Annotated in this window: 12 protein-coding genes; 11 read left to right on the top strand and 1 reads right to left on the bottom strand. The window is 52.7% G+C overall.

What is annotated here, in order from left to right:
* Positions 1–735: 735 nt before the first annotated feature.
* From R70331_RS24385 to R70331_RS24335, 11 genes are all read left to right on the top strand, one after another.
* Positions 736–2388: a cellulase family glycosylhydrolase gene (locus tag R70331_RS24385; RefSeq protein ID WP_042183176.1), complete on the top strand. Its 1653-nt coding sequence runs from the start codon at positions 736–738 to the stop codon at positions 2386–2388.
* 233 nt (positions 2389–2621) lie between these two features.
* Positions 2622–3623, top strand: a complete 1002-nt coding sequence (locus R70331_RS24380) for an ABC transporter substrate-binding protein (protein ID WP_042180049.1) — start codon at positions 2622–2624, stop codon at positions 3621–3623.
* The gene (locus tag R70331_RS24375) at positions 3604–4386 is read left to right on the top strand and encodes an ABC transporter ATP-binding protein (protein WP_042180047.1); all 783 of its coding nucleotides are present in this window, start codon (positions 3604–3606) and stop codon (positions 4384–4386) included. Before R70331_RS24380 ends, R70331_RS24375 begins: the two co-directional genes overlap by 20 nt.
* A complete protein-coding gene (locus R70331_RS24370; protein ID WP_042180044.1) occupies positions 4386–5132 on the top strand; it encodes an ABC transporter permease in 747 nt (248 codons plus the stop codon). Before R70331_RS24375 ends, R70331_RS24370 begins: the two co-directional genes overlap by 1 nt.
* Positions 5133–5312: 180 nt before the next feature.
* Entirely contained in the window at positions 5313–5645 is a 333-nt protein-coding gene (locus tag R70331_RS24365; RefSeq protein WP_156131187.1) for a hypothetical protein, read from the top strand.
* 504 nt (positions 5646–6149) lie between these two features.
* Complete coding sequence (locus R70331_RS24360; protein WP_042180039.1) at positions 6150–8069, top strand: BglG family transcription antiterminator; 1920 nt, start codon at positions 6150–6152, stop codon at positions 8067–8069.
* A 22-nt stretch (positions 8070–8091) separates the two neighbouring features.
* Positions 8092–8430, top strand: coding sequence for a PTS lactose/cellobiose transporter subunit IIA (locus R70331_RS24355; RefSeq protein WP_042180036.1), 339 nt, complete (start codon positions 8092–8094; stop codon positions 8428–8430).
* A 1-nt stretch (position 8431) separates the two neighbouring features.
* The gene (locus R70331_RS24350) at positions 8432–8737 is read left to right on the top strand and encodes a PTS sugar transporter subunit IIB (protein ID WP_042180033.1); all 306 of its coding nucleotides are present in this window, start codon (positions 8432–8434) and stop codon (positions 8735–8737) included.
* Between the two features lie 3 nt (positions 8738–8740).
* On the top strand, positions 8741–10063 hold the full coding sequence (locus tag R70331_RS24345) for a PTS sugar transporter subunit IIC (RefSeq protein WP_042180031.1): 1323 nt from the start codon (positions 8741–8743) through the stop codon (positions 10061–10063).
* Positions 10044–11507, top strand: coding sequence for a 6-phospho-beta-glucosidase (ascB, locus tag R70331_RS24340; RefSeq protein ID WP_042180028.1), 1464 nt, complete (start codon positions 10044–10046; stop codon positions 11505–11507). The genes R70331_RS24345 and ascB overlap by 20 nt, the downstream gene beginning before the upstream one ends.
* A gap of 332 nt (positions 11508–11839) precedes the next feature.
* A complete protein-coding gene (locus R70331_RS24335; RefSeq protein ID WP_042180025.1) occupies positions 11840–14206 on the top strand; it encodes an S-layer homology domain-containing protein in 2367 nt (788 codons plus the stop codon).
* A gap of 176 nt (positions 14207–14382) precedes the next feature.
* Here R70331_RS24335 and R70331_RS24330 read toward each other — a convergent pair whose 3' ends face one another.
* Positions 14383–16980 (bottom strand): beta-L-arabinofuranosidase domain-containing protein, encoded by a 2598-nt coding sequence (locus tag R70331_RS24330; protein WP_042180022.1) that lies wholly within the window; start codon positions 16978–16980, stop codon positions 14383–14385.
* Positions 16981–17155: the final 175 nt, after the last annotated feature.

The following is a 17155-nucleotide window of genomic DNA, read 5'->3' as shown; positions in this document are numbered from 1 at the left end:
ATGCGGCAAGGGGGCAGATCGTTCGGGCTTTTTAGGCAGGCAGGCAGGCAGGCAGGCAGGCAGGCAGGCAGGCAGGCAGGCAGGCAGGCAGGCAGGTTCCCCCTTCTCCGGTGAATTTAGTTGGAAAAACGTACACTAATTGAGCTGTTTTTGCCTGAAATAGGTGATTAGGTGGAAAAAGGTTACTTAATTCCGGTGAAAACACTGGTTAGGCCCCCATGTGAGGTATTAGTGTACTAAAATCCACTTAACTGCCGCAGTGGCCCTGTTCGCAAGGTATTAGTGTACTAAAATCCACCTAAGTACCGCTGGAGCTCTGTTCGCAGGGAATTAGTGTACTAAAATCCACTTAACTGCCGCAGCGGCCCTGTTCGCATCCCGCCCTAGCTGAGCGCGTCCAACGCGCCAATCAATAATTCCCCCGGGATTTTTCCACTAATAATTGGGATATTTACCGCAGGGAAAAGATGCTATATTCTTTTGGGTAAGCGTTTACAATAAACGTTTACATTGGAGTGTTTACATACAAAGTGGAGGTGACAGGTGTACCAGGCTCCGGGGGGATCTCAAGACAATGATCATTCATTCATAAGGAGGAATAACGTATTCATGCCTAAGAATAAATCATTGCTGCCACAAGCATTGCCTGCATTTTCGCCATACACATCGTCCAAGCGCTCACAACGCGGTTTACCCAAGCTGTTATTAGTAACGCTGTCCACACTGCTGCTGCTAATGCTAGTAACACCTAATATTTCCGCGGCGGCATCTGCTGCGAAGAAGCCTAAGCCGACCGCAATGCAGACCTACGTGGATGCCATGCAGCCGGGCTGGAACCTCGGTAATACGCTCGATGCTACGGGAGCCGACGAAACCTCCTGGGGCAACCCCAAGGTTACCAAAGAGCTGATCAAGAAAATCGCTGACCAAGGCTACCGTAGCATCCGCATTCCTGTAACCTGGGACGTACACATCGGAGCGGCTCCGAGCTATACGATTGAGGCTGCTTATCTCGCCAGAGTCCGGCAGGTGGTGGACTGGGCGCTCGCTGAGAAGCTGTATGTCATGATCAATGTCCACCATGATTCATGGATGTGGGTCAGCGGGATGGAGCAGAAGCATGACGAGGTGCTGGCCCGCTATAACGCCGTCTGGAAGCAGGTGGCTGCGACCTTCAAGAACTATCCGAACAAGCTGATGTTCGAGAGCATTAACGAGCCGCGGTTTACCGACGGCGGAACGACGGATGAAGCTAAGGCCACAGCCATGCTGAACGAGCTGAATAAGTCCTTCCACAGCATCGTCCGAAGCTCAGGCGGTAAAAATTCAGCCCGCCCGCTGGTCCTGCCATCGCTGGAATCCTCTCCGACCCAGGAGCGGATGGATGTGCTGTACCAGACGATCACCGGGCTGAAGGACCCTAATCTGATTGCTACTGTGCATTACTACGGCTTCTGGCCGTTCAGCGTCAATATTGCTGGCTACACCAAATTTGACGCCGATACGCAAAATGACATCATCCAGACCTTTGACAAGGTACATGCTACCTTTACCGCCAAAGGCATTCCGGTCATTCTCGGGGAATACGGACTGCTTGGCTTTGACCAGAGCACGGCTGCGATTGAGCAGGGTGAGAAGCTGAAGTTTTTTGAATTCCTCGGCTATTATCTGAAAGAAAAGCGGATTACGTCCATGCTCTGGGACAACGGGCAGCATTTCGGCCGTACGACCTACAAGTGGTCTGATCCGCAGCTGTTTACGATGATTAAGACCAGCTGGACTACACGGTCTGCTACTGCTGAAAGTGATCTCATCTATCTTGAAAAGGATGCTGCGGTCAAGGATACAACCGTCCTGCTTAACCTAAATGGCAACAAGCTGAAATTGCTGAGCGTAGCCGGCAGCAAGCTTAAGCAAGGCAGTGATTATACCCTCAGCGGCAACAAGCTGACGATCAAGGCGGCGAAGCTGAAGAGCCTTACCAAGTCGGGCAAGCTGGGCGTGAATGCTACCCTCACAGCGAAGTTCAACAAAGGTGCAGCCTGGACCTTTAAGCTCACCGTTTATGCCAAGCCTAAGCTAAGCAACGCCATTGGAACGACAACATCCTTCAAAATCCCGGCCGCGTTTAACGGTGACAGCCTTGCAACCATGGAAGCCGTGTATGCTGCAGGCGGCAACGCCGGGCCGCAGAACTGGACCCCTTACAAGGAGTTTGCTTACACGTTCAGCCCTTCCTACAGCACAGGAGAGATCAGCCTGACGGAGAATTTCTTCAAGGAAGTCAATGACGGTGAAGTGATTCTGAAATTCCATTTCTGGAGCGGCCAGATTATCAGCTACAAGCTTACGAAGAGCGGAACTGCGGTTAGCGGTGAAGCGATCTAGCGTAGCATTAAGAAGAAGCCTTCCTTACCTTAGCCGGGTAAGCGGAGGCTTTTTCGGCTGCTGCACAGGTGGTTTACATGGATAGTATTTAAATTTATAAATATACAAAATGAGACAATGGGTGTAAAATTGCATTACTTACGCTTATGGGGAAGCATAGAGGCTTTTCTATGCCCTTATGTGAAAATATGCGCAAGCAAATATAATAGAGAGATTTGGAGGCAGGAAGATTGATGAAAAGAAAGAACTGGAAACACCTTATGATGCTGTTTACGCTAACCGCTGCAGTGGGAATGGTTGCGGCGGGCTGCGGCAATAACAATACAGCAAGCGGCAGCAATGCCGGGAATCCGGCTAATTCGGGCGGAGCTGCAGGGGCGGAAGCGGTAACCGTGACACTGGGTCTGCTGCCTTCGATCGATGCTATTCCCTTCATTATTGCGCATGAGCAGGGCTTCGATAAAGAGCATAACGTTAACCTGGATATCCAGACCTTCAAAAGCGCCAAGGACCGCGATGTGGCGTTCCAGGCCGGCAAGGTGGACGGCATCAGCGCCGATCTGGTAGCGATCTCGATCTACAACGAAGCAGGACTCGATGTGAAGATTACCAGCACCACAACCGGTGAATTCGACCTGCTGACCGGCAATGATGACATTCAGGATGTGAAGGACCTGAAGGGCAAAACTGTGATTTTGTCCAAGAATACCTCGACTCAATATACAGTAGCAATGATGCTGAAGCAGGCGGGACTGACAGAAGCTGATGTTACAGTGAGCGAAGTACCGCAGATCCCGACCCGGCTTGAACTGCTGAAGAACCAGAAGGCGGATGCGGCTGTGCTGCCTGAGCCGTTTGTGACTATGGGGCAAACCTCCGGGCTGCGCGTGCTGAGCTCTACCCACACTGCCGGCGTGAACCCGTTCGTGTTCGCTTTTCCGCAAACTGTAATTGATGCCAAACCGCAAGCCATCCGCGACATGTATGCCGCTTATGATGCTGCTGTAGATTATATGAAATCTCATGACCAATCGGAATATATCGATCTTATTATCAAGGAAGTGGGCTACCCCGAGACATTAAAGGACCAGATTACAGTGCCTGCTTACGAGCCGGCTGTTCAAGTGGACGTGAAGGAAGTAGAGGCGGCTTTTGCCTGGGCACGGGAAACCGGGCTGCTTACCAAAGACATTACACCTGAAGATGTGATCTCCGATGTCCAGTTTGGGAAATAGCGGACTCTGCATCCGGGACCTGCAGGTTGAGTATAAGGGCGGCCAGGTAGCGCTGGGAGAGGTTAATCTGACGCTGCCCGAGCATGGTATTTATACGATAATCGGGCCTTCCGGCAGCGGCAAATCTACGCTGCTGCGGGCGGTTGCCGGCCTGCTGCCGGGTTGTCGCGGTGAGCTGCTGTACAACGGCAGATCTGTGCATGACAAGGAGACGCTGGTCGGGCTTGTACCGCAGAACTACGGCCTGCTGCCGTGGAAGACGGTCCGGGACAACATCCGGATTGCCATGAAGATTACCGGTACCGCAGCTGTGGACAAGAGTGAACGGGATGCCCGGATCACAAGCTGGCTTGGGGCGATGGGAATTGCCGGTCTGGCGGACCGCTATCCGCTCTCGCTGAGCGGCGGGCAGCAGCAGCGGGTGGCGATCGCGCGGGCCTTTGCGATTTTACCGAAAATCATGCTGCTGGATGAGCCGTTCTCTGCGCTGGATGCCGTAACGCGCGAGGCACTGCAGCAGATTTTTCTGAATAACTGGCTGGCACATCCGGCAACGGCGCTGTTTGTCACCCACGATGTGGATGAGGCGATCCTGCTGGGACAGAAGATTATCATTCTGCCGGCAGGTACGGGTAAACGGACAGAGCTTGAAGTGCTTGATAATGCCGCAGTGTTCGGGATGAAGCATGAGGCGAAACGGGACAGCAATGAGTTTTTTGAGCAGACGAAAGTGATTAGAAAGGTAATGCAGGCAAAATGGTGATGAACAAGCGGATTAACCACGTGCTGCGGCTGTTGTTTGTTTTTGCAGGTATGAATCTGGTCTGGTATGTCGTCTACCTGCTGATGAACCATCCGATTCTGCCGTCTCCCGGCTCCGTTTATAAAGCAATGCTTCAGCTGGAAGGTCATGAGGTATTGCTGAATGTCGGATACAGCCTGCTGCGGATTTTGGAAGGTGTGCTGCTGGCGCTTCTGATCGGCCTGATGATTGGATTGTTAATGGGGCGCTCGCCGCTCTGGAACAAACTGCTCGATCCGGTCGTCTATCTGACCTATCCGATTCCGAAGATCGCCCTGCTGCCGGTGGTGATGCTGTTCTTCGGGCTTGGGGAAACGTCCAAAGTGCTGATGATTATGCTGATTCTGCTGTTCCAGATCATCATCTCTGTGCGTGACGGGATCAAGGCAATTCCCGAGACTACATATGATGTGCTGACCAGCATCGGAGCAAGCTCCATGCAGAAATTCTGGAATGTCACGCTGCCCGGTGCGCTGTCGGTCATCCTCAGCACGATCCGGGTATCGCTCGGCACCGCCATTTCCGTGCTGTTCTTCACCGAAATCTACGGCACGGAGCACGGCATGGGCTTCTTCATTATGGATGCCTGGCTGCGGCTCGATTATCCGGAGATGTACGCCGGCATCATGCTGTTCAGCTTAGTGGGCTTTGTGCTGTTCCTGCTGGTGGACCTGCTGGATTACTGGTTCATGAAGTGGCGGCGGTAAAAGTAAATGTAAAGTGTGAAGTGAGACGGCCCGGTGAGGGCCGTCTTTTTGTGTTGGGCAGCAGGGGGAGTAGCGGGATGGGCGATAGGAGGGGGAAAAGTGCCTTTAATTTTGGGTGAGAGTGGCGGAATGGGCGAAAGGAAAGGCAACAGTGCCTCTGATTCCGCCTGGAGTGGCGGAATGGACGAAATGAGAGGGAAAAATCCCTCTGATACCGCCGGGAGTGGCGGAATGTACGAAATGAAAGGGAAAAATCCCTCTGATACCGCCTGGAGTGGCGGAATGGACGAAATGAGAGGGAAAAATCCCTCTGATACCGCCTGGAGTGGCGGAATGGACGAAATGAGAGGGAAAAATCCCTTTGATTCCGCCGGGAATGGCGGAATGGACGAAAGGAAAGGGAAAAATCCCTCTGATTCCGCCGGGAGTAGCGGAATGGACGAAAGGAAAGGGAAAAATCCCTCTGATACCGCCTGGAATGGCGCTTCTCCTCCACACTACGAGCCTCACTAAATGCTGTCTAACGAGTAACATTATAACAGTCTTATAGTTACTTTACTTATTATTACTTTACTTATTATTACTTTACTTATTACTTGTTACATGCTACTTGTTGCTATTGGCTATGTTGGTCACTATTGTTATAGAGTCACTGCGACGTTCATTCCGGGCATAATAGAACAATATATAATGTGTGTTTAAGGGCAATATACCGTGCTGATGCAAGGCCGGCTTAGCTCCCTCGGTTGTTGGGGGGGCCGCAGTCCGGCCCGCAGTTCTCTGCCTTCCGGCAGTCCTGTTCGACCCGAGGTTCTCTGCCCTGTCCAGCAGCCTTGCTCGCCCGTTTCGCAGACAGCTTGCCGGTCCCTGACCACAGGCCGTCACGCACCCGTCAACTTCTGCCGTTCCAAACTGCAGAATCCAAACTGTTCAGAAGATAACGCTTCCAAGTATGATTGACACATAACCAGCTGAGTTGCTTGACCCGATACTAGTATCACAAATGAGGGATGTAAGGTGAGAGAATATACAATCGTTAATATTTTATATACCCGCAAGGTTCCGGTGAAAATGAATGAGCTGACGGCTGAGCTGGGCTTGTCCGAGCGGACGGTCCGCGATGTGCTGCGCAGCCTGGATAAGACGGCTGAGCGTCATGGCTTCGGGATCCGTATGATCCGCGGCCAGGGCTACCTGCTTGAGATCCGCGATGAGCAGCAATTCTACCTTTACCGCGAAAAAGCAATGCTGCAGAGCAATGAGGTTGATCTCGACAACAAGCAGTCGCGCCAGCAGTACCTGCTGTTCTATCTCCTGCAGAGCGACAGCCATCAGTCCATGGACCGTATGGCGGAGGAGATGGGCGTCAGCCGGTCCACCATCATCTCCGATCTGAAGGAGGTCGAGCAGCGGCTGGCTGCGTTCCGTCTGAAGCTGGCCCGCCGCGCACATTACGGCATGCGGATTGAAGGCGATGAGAAGGATTTCCGCAAAGCCTTCTCCTATTTCATTCTTCAGCCGGGGCATACGCTGCAGCATACAGAAGACTTTAGGACTTATGAGCGCGAGTTCGATATAGCGCGCCTTAAAGCCTATCTGCTGCAAATCCTAAAGGAGCGGGAACTGAAGATTTCCGATGTGTTCCTGGACAATATCGTCACTCACTTGTTCATTCTGCTGTACCGCGTGTCCAAACATAATTTTATCGTTGCCGGACAAGCAGTCCAATCGAATCCGGAGCCGCTGTACCGTGAACTCGCTGATGCCATTGCCGGGTGGATCAGAACCCATTACCAAATCACGCTGCCTGCGGATGAAGTTGATTATCTGGCGCTGCATATTTCCGGCAAGACGATCATGGAACGGATGTCCGAGGAGACCAAATCGCATCTGCGTGAAGGGATCAGCGGTATTCTGGAGCGGCTGGACCGTGAGTTCCTGACCGGCTTCAACCAGGATCATGACCTGCGGGAAGCGCTGCTCCTGCATATGTTCCCGCTGCTCAACCGGCTCTACTACAATCTGCAGCTGGGCAACCCGCTGGTGGAGGACGTCTACAGCCAATATGCCAACGTGTTCGTGATTTCCTTCCGCTTCGCGGAGATTATCGAGGAGCAGTACGGCTTCCGGATGTCGCGGGATGAAGCGGGTTATGTGGCGCTGCATTTTGCAGCCCATCTGGAGCGGATGCAGCAGCGTAATCTGGAGAAATTCAAGCGGATTGCCGTTATCTGCTCAACCGGAGCAGGAAGCGCGCAGCTGATCCGGCTGAAGCTGGAAGCTGTTTTTCCGAAGGCTTCGGTTATCACAGCTTCCATAACAGAGGTGGAGGAGATCAGCAGCAAGCCGGTGGACCTGATCCTGTCGACGGTGCCGCTGGCTACCGAGATTAAGGAAAAGCCGGTTATCCATATCAAGCAGCTGCTTGACGACCAGGAGATTCAGCGGATCAAGGAAATTCTGTCGCTGCAGATCAACCGGACGAAGCCGTCCTACAAGCTGATGGATTTCAAGGAGCTGTTCCGCAGCGAGCTTTTCCATCTGGCCGGTCCTGACGACTATACAGATCTGCTGAAGCTGCGCTGCCGGGAAATGGTTGAGCATCATTATGCGGCAGAAGATTTTCCTGAGCAGGTATTGTTCCGTGAACAGAAATTTACGACCATTTATAAAAATGGTGTAGCAGGACCCCATCCGATGCGGATGAGTGCGATCCGTGACTGCATCAGTGTAACGGTACTTAAGAAACCGCTGGTTTACGAGGGCAAGCCGGTCCAGCTGATTTTTCTGATCAACCTGGGTCCTGGCCAATTATTCCTCCATAAGGAGATCAGCAAGCTGCTGCTTGTCCTGATGGAGAAGGAAGACAGCCGCAGCCGGCTGCTGTCCGTGAACAGCTACGAGCAATTTATACATGAGATAGAGAACCTACTATAGATAACAGGAGTGGAGAGAAACCATGGATTACGAACAAACGATTATGCAGATTATCGCCAGCAGCGGGGAAGCCCGCAGTCTTAGCCTGAAAGCCGTCCGTACCGCACGTGCAGGCAACCTGGAGGAAGCAGGAACACTGATCAAAAGTGCCAAAGAAAGCCTGACCAAAGCGCATAAAGTACAAACCGGACTGATCCAGGCCGAAGGCCGCGGCGAGAAAACCGAAATCACGCTGCTGATGATTCACGCGCAGGATCATTTGATGAATGCCTTAACCGTCAGAGAGCTGGCTGTTGAACTGATTGAAGAAGTGAAGGAGCGCAAGGCGCTGGAACAACAATTGAAAGGATTGGTGAACTAAGATGAAAAAAATTCTGCTCGCCTGTGCAGGCGGCTTCTCAACAAGTATGCTGGTTGAACGGATGAAGGAGTCCGCCCGCAGCAAAGGGATTGAAGTCATGATCGATGCGGTGGCTGAGAGTGATATTGCGGACCAGACGCCTTTTGACATTATTATGCTCGGACCGCAAATGGGCCATGCCGAAGGCGATCTGGCTGCGGAATATCCTGATATTCCCGTAACGACCATTGATATGATGGACTACGGTATGATGAACGGCGACAAAGTACTGGATACCGCGATTGAACTGATGGAGAAGGGGGCGTAAGTCATGGCAGGCGCCGCAGAATGGAGATCCAAGATTCAGAAGGTCAGTACCAAGATTCAGAAAAACACGTATATCAGCGCGATTTCCAACGGCCTCATGGCTTTGATGCCTATCCTGATTCTGGGAGCGATCTTCTCCTTGATCAATGCGCTTAAGCTGGAGCCGTACCAGAACTTCCTGGAGAGCACCGGACTGAAGGACTACACTTCGATTCCGGCCACGGTAACGACAGACGTAATTGCGCTGTATGCCGTATTCTCGATTGCTTATAACTTTGCTACACAGCACAAGCAGCAGGGCTTCTCGGCGGGGATTCTGGCCCTGATGAGCTTCCTGCTCGTAACACCGAAGGGACTGCTTGACGACGGCGCTACCAAAGCGTTCGGCTATTCCTGGCTGGGAGCCAAGGGACTGTTCGTCGCTATTATTCTGGCGCTGGTTGTCGGCAAGATCTATACCTTTGTTCTGGAGAAAAAATTCTATATTAAAATGCCAAAGGGCGTTCCGCCTACCGTTGAGAAATCTTTTGCGGCGCTGACCCCGGGCTTTATCGTTGCAATTCTGATGCTGATCTTCAGCGCCATTTTTGCAGCTACCAAATACGGGAATATGCATGAATTTGTCTTCTCGATTATCCAGCTGCCGCTGACCAGTCTCGGCGGAACGTGGTGGGCCATGCTGATCTGTATCTTCGTAATCCACCTGCTGTGGTTCTTCGGGGTTCACGGTACACTCGTTGTCTACTCGGTCGTCGGTCCGATCTGGGTCGCCCTGGGTCTGGAGAATCTCGACGCTTACCAAAGAGGCGTAGAGGGTACGCATATTATCGGCTCACCGTTCTTCCCGGTGTATGTGCTGATTGGCGGAGCGGGCGCTACGCTTGGTCTGATTATCGCGATGCTGTTCGCCAAATCCACACGCTATAAGACACTCGGCAAGCTGGCGATTGTCCCAAGCTTAATCGGGGTTAACGAGCCGGTCATCTTCGGGATGCCGCTTGTATTGAACGTGCGGTTCATGATTCCGTTCATTGTAACGCCGCTTGTGAGCAGCGGTCTGGCGATACTTTTGACTACAATCGGTGTCCTGCCTGTACTGCACGGGATTCAGGTGCCGCTCGGCATTCCGGTGCTCGTCAACGGCTGGATGAACGGCGGCTGGCGCGTCAGCGCATTCCAGCTGGTCATGATTGGCGCAAGCTTCCTGATCTACTATCCGTTCTTCAAAAAAGCGGATGCCGAAGCGCTGGAGCAGGAGCAGCAGGCTGAAGCTGCAGCAGCAGGCAAGGAAAAAGGAGGCATCCCTAATGCCCAGCCCGTTTCCTAAAGAATTCCTGTGGGGCGGTGCAGTAGCGGCCAACCAGGTCGAAGGCGCTTATAATGAGGGCGGCAAAGGGCTGTCCACCTCCGATGTAGTGAAATACTGCCCGCCCGGAGAACGCAAAAGCCTGGAGCAGCTGCTGTCGATGAGCCGCGCTGCGCTGGATGAAGCCATCTCGGATGAGGGGGACGGTAATTATCCGAAACGCCGCGGAATCGACTTCTACCACCGGTACAAGGAGGATATCGCCTTGTTCGCGGAGATGGGCTTCAAGGTGTTCCGGCTGTCGATCTCCTGGCCGCGTATCTTCCCGACCGGGGAGGAGACGGAGCCGAATGAAGCGGGACTGTGCTTCTACGATGAGGTATTCGACGAGCTGCGCAAATACAATATGGAGCCGCTCGTCACCATCTCCCATTATGAGATGCCGGTGCATCTGGTTAACAAATATAACGGCTGGGCGTCCCGGGAGCTGGTGGAGCTGTTCCTCCGTTATGCAGACACTGTATTTAACCGCTACAAGGATAAGGTGAAATACTGGCTGACCTTTAACGAGATTAACTGTACGCTAAAAGCCCCGTTTCTTGGTGCGGGCATCATTATGGACGGCGTGGAGAATGAGAAGCAGGTGGCCTTCCAGGCGCTGCATCACCAGTTTGTTGCAAGCAGCCTGGCTGTGAAACGGGGCCGGGAGATTAACCCGGAGTTTAGAATCGGCTGCATGCTGGCCCGCAAGCTGCTCTATCCTTATTCCTGCCGTCCGGAGGATGTGCTGCAGGCGCAGGCTGAGAACCAGATGGCCCAATTCTGCTCCGATGTTCAGGTCAGAGGCTATTATCCTTCCTATATTCAGCGGCATCTGAAAAAGCATGGGGTGAGCATTGATATGCTGCCCGGCGACGAGGAGATCCTGCAGGAGAATCTCGTGGATTTCCTCTCCTTCAGCTATTACATGTCCTCGGCGGTAAGCACGGACAACTCGATTACCGCTACAACCGCAGGCAATCTGTCCTCAGGGCTGGCGAATCCGTATCTTCAGACCTCAGACTGGGGCTGGCAGATTGATCCGATCGGCCTGCGGGTGGTGCTGAAGGAAATGCATGACCGCTACCAGATCCCGCTGTTTGTGGTGGAGAACGGGCTTGGCGCAGCCGATGAGGTTGCCGAAGACGGAAGTATTCAGGATGACTACCGGATTGAGTATCTGGCCCAGCATATCTCACAGATGGCCGAAGCGATCGAAGACGGTGTGGAGCTGATGGGCTACACGAGCTGGGGCTGTATCGATCTGATCTCCGCCTCCACTTCAGAGATGCGCAAGCGGTACGGCTACATCTACGTCGACCAGGATGATGAAGGCGGCGGCACACTGGCCCGCCTGCGCAAGAAGAGCTTTTACTGGTACAAGCAGGTGATTGCCTCGAACGGGGCAGAGCTGCACAATTCATAACGTATACGGAGTGTCTTCGGGTTCAGAGCCTATAGACACTCTATTTTTTTTGAGGGGTATGGAGGGGCATCCTGTTCATTTTTAGCAGATACACAGGAACCGGGTCGGCTCATGGTTGCTCCTGAAATTTCCTGTCATAAATAAAATATGGAAAAGTTATGTATTTGTATTTATAATTTAGGAGAGGAGCGTTTTCTATCCGAATAGAAAGTAAGCGCTTGCTATATTGCTGGGTTCAGGCTAACAAAACTTAAGCTTATGCTTCCGAAGCCAGTTTTGTACGAAGAATACTCAGGAAGCTAATGCTAACAAAACTTTAGGAGGATGATATTTTGAGTAACAAAAGGAAACCCTTAATCAGGCAGACCGCCAAAGCGGCCCTGATTACTTCCGTAGCGGTTGCATTAATGCTGCCTGGCGGATTAGCCGCTGCAGCAGATTCCAGTTCCAGTGTTACTGTACAAGCAGTACCGGCAAACGCTGCCCAGGCAGGTGCTGAGACACCTGATCCGGCAGAGGCCAAGGTTACCCAGGAGCAGGCGGTGGCGAAGGTTAAGGCCTTATTCCCTGTGCTGAAGGATGCTACCGTCTCCTACACTCAGCTTGGCTCGGGCAACTCTTATCCGATGAATCCGGATCAGCTGACCTGGAATATCCAGTGGGAATTCCGCACCGGCAGCTCCACCTTCGGCTTCTCCAGTGAGGTTGATGCCATGACAGGCGATCTGATCTCTACATACCTGTATTCTCCGTTTACGGGGCAGGCGGACAATTTCTATCCCCCTAAGGTATCGCGGGCTGAGGCATTGGAGAAAGCAAAGAGCTTCATCTCTCAGGCAGCTCCAACACTGAAAAGCAGCGATCTGCAGCAGGACGAGAATATTATCATGAATGAATCGGCCCTTTTCGGACCGGTACAGTACTCTTTTTACTTTAATCTTCTGGTTAACGGGCTCCCGTCATCCAATGATTCCGTACGGGTTACAATAGACGGCGGCGGAAATGTGATGCAGTTCAATAAAACAACCTCCGGTCTGAAGTATCCGTCAGCAAAGCCTGCGGTTTCCAAGGAACAGGCGGAGAAGATATTTAAGGAGACCTTTGATGTCACGCTGTATTACACCCCTGTCTACAAAAAGGGCGAGGTGGACACCTGGGTGCTCGGATGGAGACCCCAGAATGAAGCGTTGTACCCGATTGATGCCCAGACCGGCAAACGGATTGACTATGAGGGCAGTGATGTAGGTGCTGTTCCGGTCGTTTATGAAGCCGTACCAGCCGGGAAAGAAATTTTCAAGCCGGTAACCGGCGGCAAAGAGCTTACCGTCGATGAAGCGGTCAAGCAGGTGAAGAAGGTAGCCGCTATTCCGGCGAACCGCAAGCTAATCGGGCAGACGCTCAGCGCCAATTACCAGAACGGCAAGCAAAAAGTATGGTCGCTGGTCTGGAGTGATACCTCTGAAGTCAACATGACAGGAATGCCCGGACGCACTTATGCAGAAGTGAACGCCACGACTGGTGAGGTTCTGCAGTTTCAGGTGGAGCAGTACTCCTTCCCGTTAGACACTACGCAGAAGGCTGAAGCTGTTCCCGCCGGAAGCAAGAAGCTGAGCCAGGCTGAAGCCAAGCAGCAGGCCCTGTCGCTGATAAACCGCGTGTATGATCAGGCCAGCAGCAACCTGAAGCTGGCTGAGCATGGAGGGACCTGGAGCGTTCTGCCGAATGATAAGGGGTACCGGTTTGAATTCCAGCGCTACTATGACAATATCCCGGTAAGCGAAAATGCAATTACAATCGCACTGGATCTCTATGGCAAACTGCAGTCTTATCAGAATTATAATTATGCAGTCTTAAGCAAAATTACCAAGCAGCCGGCACCGGTAGTCACTAAGGCTGAGGCATTGCAGAAATACTTGAGCCTGTATTCTTTGAAGCTGCAGTACAGCACAAGCGGAGGTTATTTCAGCACTGGCGGATATACCGATCCTACAGTAAGCCTGGTCTATTCTCCTGCACTTATTGATGTGTCCAAGCCGTATGACGTGCTGAATGCACAGACAGGCAAATGGTTCGCAATGTACGACTATAACCTGGGCGGACAGAGCGTTCCGGCTGACAGTGTGGTTGATATTAAAGGTCATGCCGCAGAAAAACAGCTGGCTGAATTGTTGAAATACGGGGTCATCGCACCGGATGCGGAGGGGAAATTGAGTCCGGATCAGGTGATCTCGGTAGGAGACTGGCTTAACTATATTGCCAAAGCCTCAACACCGTATTATACGCAATATACCGCAAGTGCGGACAACAATACAGTAGCCGGAGTCAGTCCTGACAGTTTATATTACGGTGCAGTGAACTATGCTGTCAGCCGCAGCTGGCTGGACAAGGACGCTGTGGTGAAGCCGGAGGACAGCCTTACCCGTGAGCAGCTTGCAGTGCTGCTGGCTTCTTTCCTGAAATACAGCAAGCTTGCCGCCTTCCTGGACAACGACGCAACGGTTACCAGCTTCAGCGACAGTACATCCATTAAGGATAAGGGTGCTGTAGCACTCGTTGTGCGGCTGGGGCTTCTCCAGGGCGACAACGGCAGATTCAATCCGCAGCAGCAGGTAACCAAAGCTCAGGCAGCAGCCGTTATTATGAAGCTGGTGGAGCTGCAGGGCAAGACGGATACGGCCATCGGCCAGCAATATATGTAAGGTAACCGGGGCACTTGTCCCGGCAACGGAATACAGGACCGGTACTTTCTTTCGGGAAAGCTGAAGGTCCTGTATTCCGGTCAAAAAAAACCGTTCTGAGCGCAGGAGAACCAACCAGCGCGTACAGAACGGTTTTTTGGCGTACGTGAATCCTGAATGCTCCGGTTTAACTGGCCTTACACCAGTTCCCGATTTTTGAGGATAGTGATGGTGTAATCCTTCGCGGTAACATGATCCTCTGCTTTAACGGTAAGCGTCAGCAGAGTGCTGTCTTCCTGCAGGAAGACGGTTCTTGGCCGTGTATCATCAATCAGGATGCCGCCGCAGTAGAGCAGGGCGTTCTTATGCGACAATCCGGCAGTAAGTGCTACCGCCTGTGTGTTGTATGGAACAGTCAGTGTATAGCTGCTGCGGTCTGCGTTGAACGGCTGGTCAAGGGCTCCGGTATCAAAGCTCAGGCGCTCCAGCGCTGCAGTCTGATCGAAGCCGCTCATTAACCGCAGCAGATCAAAGATTCCGTTCATTGCACCGGGGACGACGAACTTGATCTCAAGCTCTGTCCGTTCCTGAACAGCAGCAGCTGGAAGCAGATAGCTTTTAGAATAGAAGGAACGCGGTTTATCCGTCATCAGCGTGTCGCTGGCCAGCAGCTTGCCGTCTGCATAAAGGTCAATGGTCTTGCCGTTGTTGCCGGAGAAGTAGGTGACCGACAGATAGTTGTCCTGCCGCGGCAGAACCTTGAGCCGGTAGCTGAACCAGCCGTTATTCCCGGCCTGCCTGATGTTATAGCCGTCCCAGGTGGCAACAGTTGTGTGCTCGCCTTTGATCTGATGCTCAAGCTCGTACTGGTCATTGCCCACCGGCAGGCTGTCAATAGTGGCATCCTCTACACGCTGGCGCTGTTTGCCCTGTAGAATATGCTCCTGCAGCTCCGCAGAATCGGCTTCTACAAGCTTCCAGTAGATTCCGTAGCGCTGTTCATGCTGCTTGTAATGGGGAGTGAACTCCAGCCGGCCGTCTTCGTCCGTACCCTGGAGCACAAAGGCCAATTCCCCGTCCTTTTGGATGAAATGCTGATCGAAATCCTTCAGCCAGCTCTCCGCGCTCTGGCCGGCAGGTGTGATGAAATCCTTGACCAGCATGTTGCGGGTCGGTACACTGACATCCACGCCGGTTGCCGATTCCGCCAGTTCTTCTGTACCTAGTGCGGCGCTCAGAACCACCGGTCCATACCGGAAAGCAGCGACGTTTGCGGCATCCGGCAGCGTGTGGCAGGACGGCTTCATCGGCAGCCGCAGGCTAAACGTATCCCCGCTGGACCAGGTCCGCTCCAGCACAGCGTAGCGGCCTGACAGATTAAGGGCTTGCTTCTGCCCGTTAAGCGTCAGTTCCGCCTCGCCAGCCAGCCAGTCTGGCAGACGCAGATGCAGGGCAACAGGCCGGGCCGGCTCTTTTAGCGTACGAATCCTGAACTCAGCCGTGTCCTGATAGGGAAGATTGGCTGTCTGAATTAGCTCAATTCCGTATTCCTCTGCAAGTACGGTGGAGCTAATATACTGGTTCACATAGATGCTGCCGCCGCCATGGAAGTACAGGCTGTCATTCAGCTTGGAGAAGCTCTCCATACCGGTTCCTGTGCAGCACCAGAAATGATCAAATGCGGAGCTGTACACCTTGAAATAGCCGGTGGCCATCGGCTGAAAATACATTGTCATCCCGGTGTCCGGATTCTGCGATGACAGGATCGCGTTGATAAAGGTATTTTCATAAAAATCCATGTATTTCGTTTCACCGGTAATCTTGAACAGCTCCCGGCTAAGCTTCAGCATATTGTAGGTGTTGCACGTCTCTGCTGTGAAGTTCGAGCGCTCTGCATCCAGAATATCCGGGTCGCCGAAATGCTCCCATTCACTGTTGCCGCCTGTAATATAGCTGTGGTGGAGAACCACCATATCCCAGAACTGCTGCGCCGCCTCCAGATAGAACCGCTCACTTTCGCCCAGCACCCGGTACCGGTTCAGTGCACCAAGGAATTTCGGGATTGTTGTGTTGGCGTGCTTGCCCTTCAGAATATCCCTGCCTTCATGCACTGGAGTGAACAAACTCAGCTCGTCGAACATATGGGCTACGTGCAGATGGCGCTCATCGCCGGAGATAGTATACAGCTCATAGAGGCAGTCATTCATTCCGCCGTACTCGACAGATAATACACGCTCCTGAATTTCTGCTGACCAGCCCGTGCTGCGCCGGTGCACCCAGTTGCCAAGTCCGGTTACCAGTGCGTAGGCAGTATTGCTTCCGGTAGCACGGTATGCTGCGTTAAGTCCCGCAATGATCTTGTGCATGGTATACCAGGGTACCCAGGCGGGCTGCCGGTTCTCGACATTATCAAATAATTGTTCAGGAAATGCTGAGAGGTAACCGCTGTCAAATTGGCATAATGCAAGCTCATCTATCAGATACTCCAGGCGCTGCAGCAGGTGGCTGCTGCGTGTAGTCGCATAAGCCTGGGAGAGTGCACTCAGATAATGACCCAGCGTGTGGCCGCGGATTTCGGTGCTTTCCCAGCCGGGATATTTCTCGCCTCTGGCAGGCAGGCCGCGGTTTTCACGGAAGCCGGCAGCCAGCCGGTCAAGGTCATAGCTTTTGAGATACAGCACTTCTTTGGAAAAGGCATTTACCAGATAGGGATCGGTCACGGTAACCTGGTCCAGCCGGAAATCGTGTAGTAAGGAATTTTCTTGATTAAGGGGAGCGGTATTATTAGTAGTCATGTATAATCTCCTGCCTCTTGAATTACGGGGCTGCCTGTCTTGCAAGCGCCTCCGTTCCTGCTTATAACCTAGCTTATAATCTCATAGGAGCAGCGGTAAATAGTGCAACGTTCGATTTTGTGTGAAAAGGTCAGGTGATAGCCGGCATTAGCCTGCTAAGAAGGGTCAGATGAAC

This window comes from Paenibacillus sp. FSL R7-0331 (genome assembly GCF_000758645.1).
Taxonomy (GTDB): domain Bacteria; phylum Bacillota; class Bacilli; order Paenibacillales; family Paenibacillaceae; genus Paenibacillus_AQ; species Paenibacillus_AQ camerounensis.
Note: the sequence above shows the minus strand (reverse complement) of the source record. Positions and strands in the feature narration are given on the sequence as shown.

Coding starts and splice junctions, on each gene's coding strand:
- R70331_RS24375 (WP_042180047.1), top strand. CDS start 3,604: ATGTCCAGTTTGGGAAATAGCGGACTCTGCATCCGGGACCTGCAGGTT.
- R70331_RS24385 (WP_042183176.1), top strand. CDS start 736: ATGCTAGTAACACCTAATATTTCCGCGGCGGCATCTGCTGCGAAGAAG.
- R70331_RS24370 (WP_042180044.1), top strand. CDS start 4,386: ATGAACAAGCGGATTAACCACGTGCTGCGGCTGTTGTTTGTTTTTGCA.
- R70331_RS24345 (WP_042180031.1), top strand. CDS start 8,741: ATGGCAGGCGCCGCAGAATGGAGATCCAAGATTCAGAAGGTCAGTACC.
- R70331_RS24355 (WP_042180036.1), top strand. CDS start 8,092: ATGGATTACGAACAAACGATTATGCAGATTATCGCCAGCAGCGGGGAA.
- ascB (WP_042180028.1), top strand. CDS start 10,044: ATGCCCAGCCCGTTTCCTAAAGAATTCCTGTGGGGCGGTGCAGTAGCG.
- R70331_RS24330 (WP_042180022.1), bottom strand. CDS start 16,980: ATGACTACTAATAATACCGCTCCCCTTAATCAAGAAAATTCCTTACTA.
- R70331_RS24380 (WP_042180049.1), top strand. CDS start 2,622: ATGAAAAGAAAGAACTGGAAACACCTTATGATGCTGTTTACGCTAACC.
- R70331_RS24365 (WP_156131187.1), top strand. CDS start 5,313: ATGGACGAAATGAGAGGGAAAAATCCCTCTGATACCGCCGGGAGTGGC.
- R70331_RS24350 (WP_042180033.1), top strand. CDS start 8,432: ATGAAAAAAATTCTGCTCGCCTGTGCAGGCGGCTTCTCAACAAGTATG.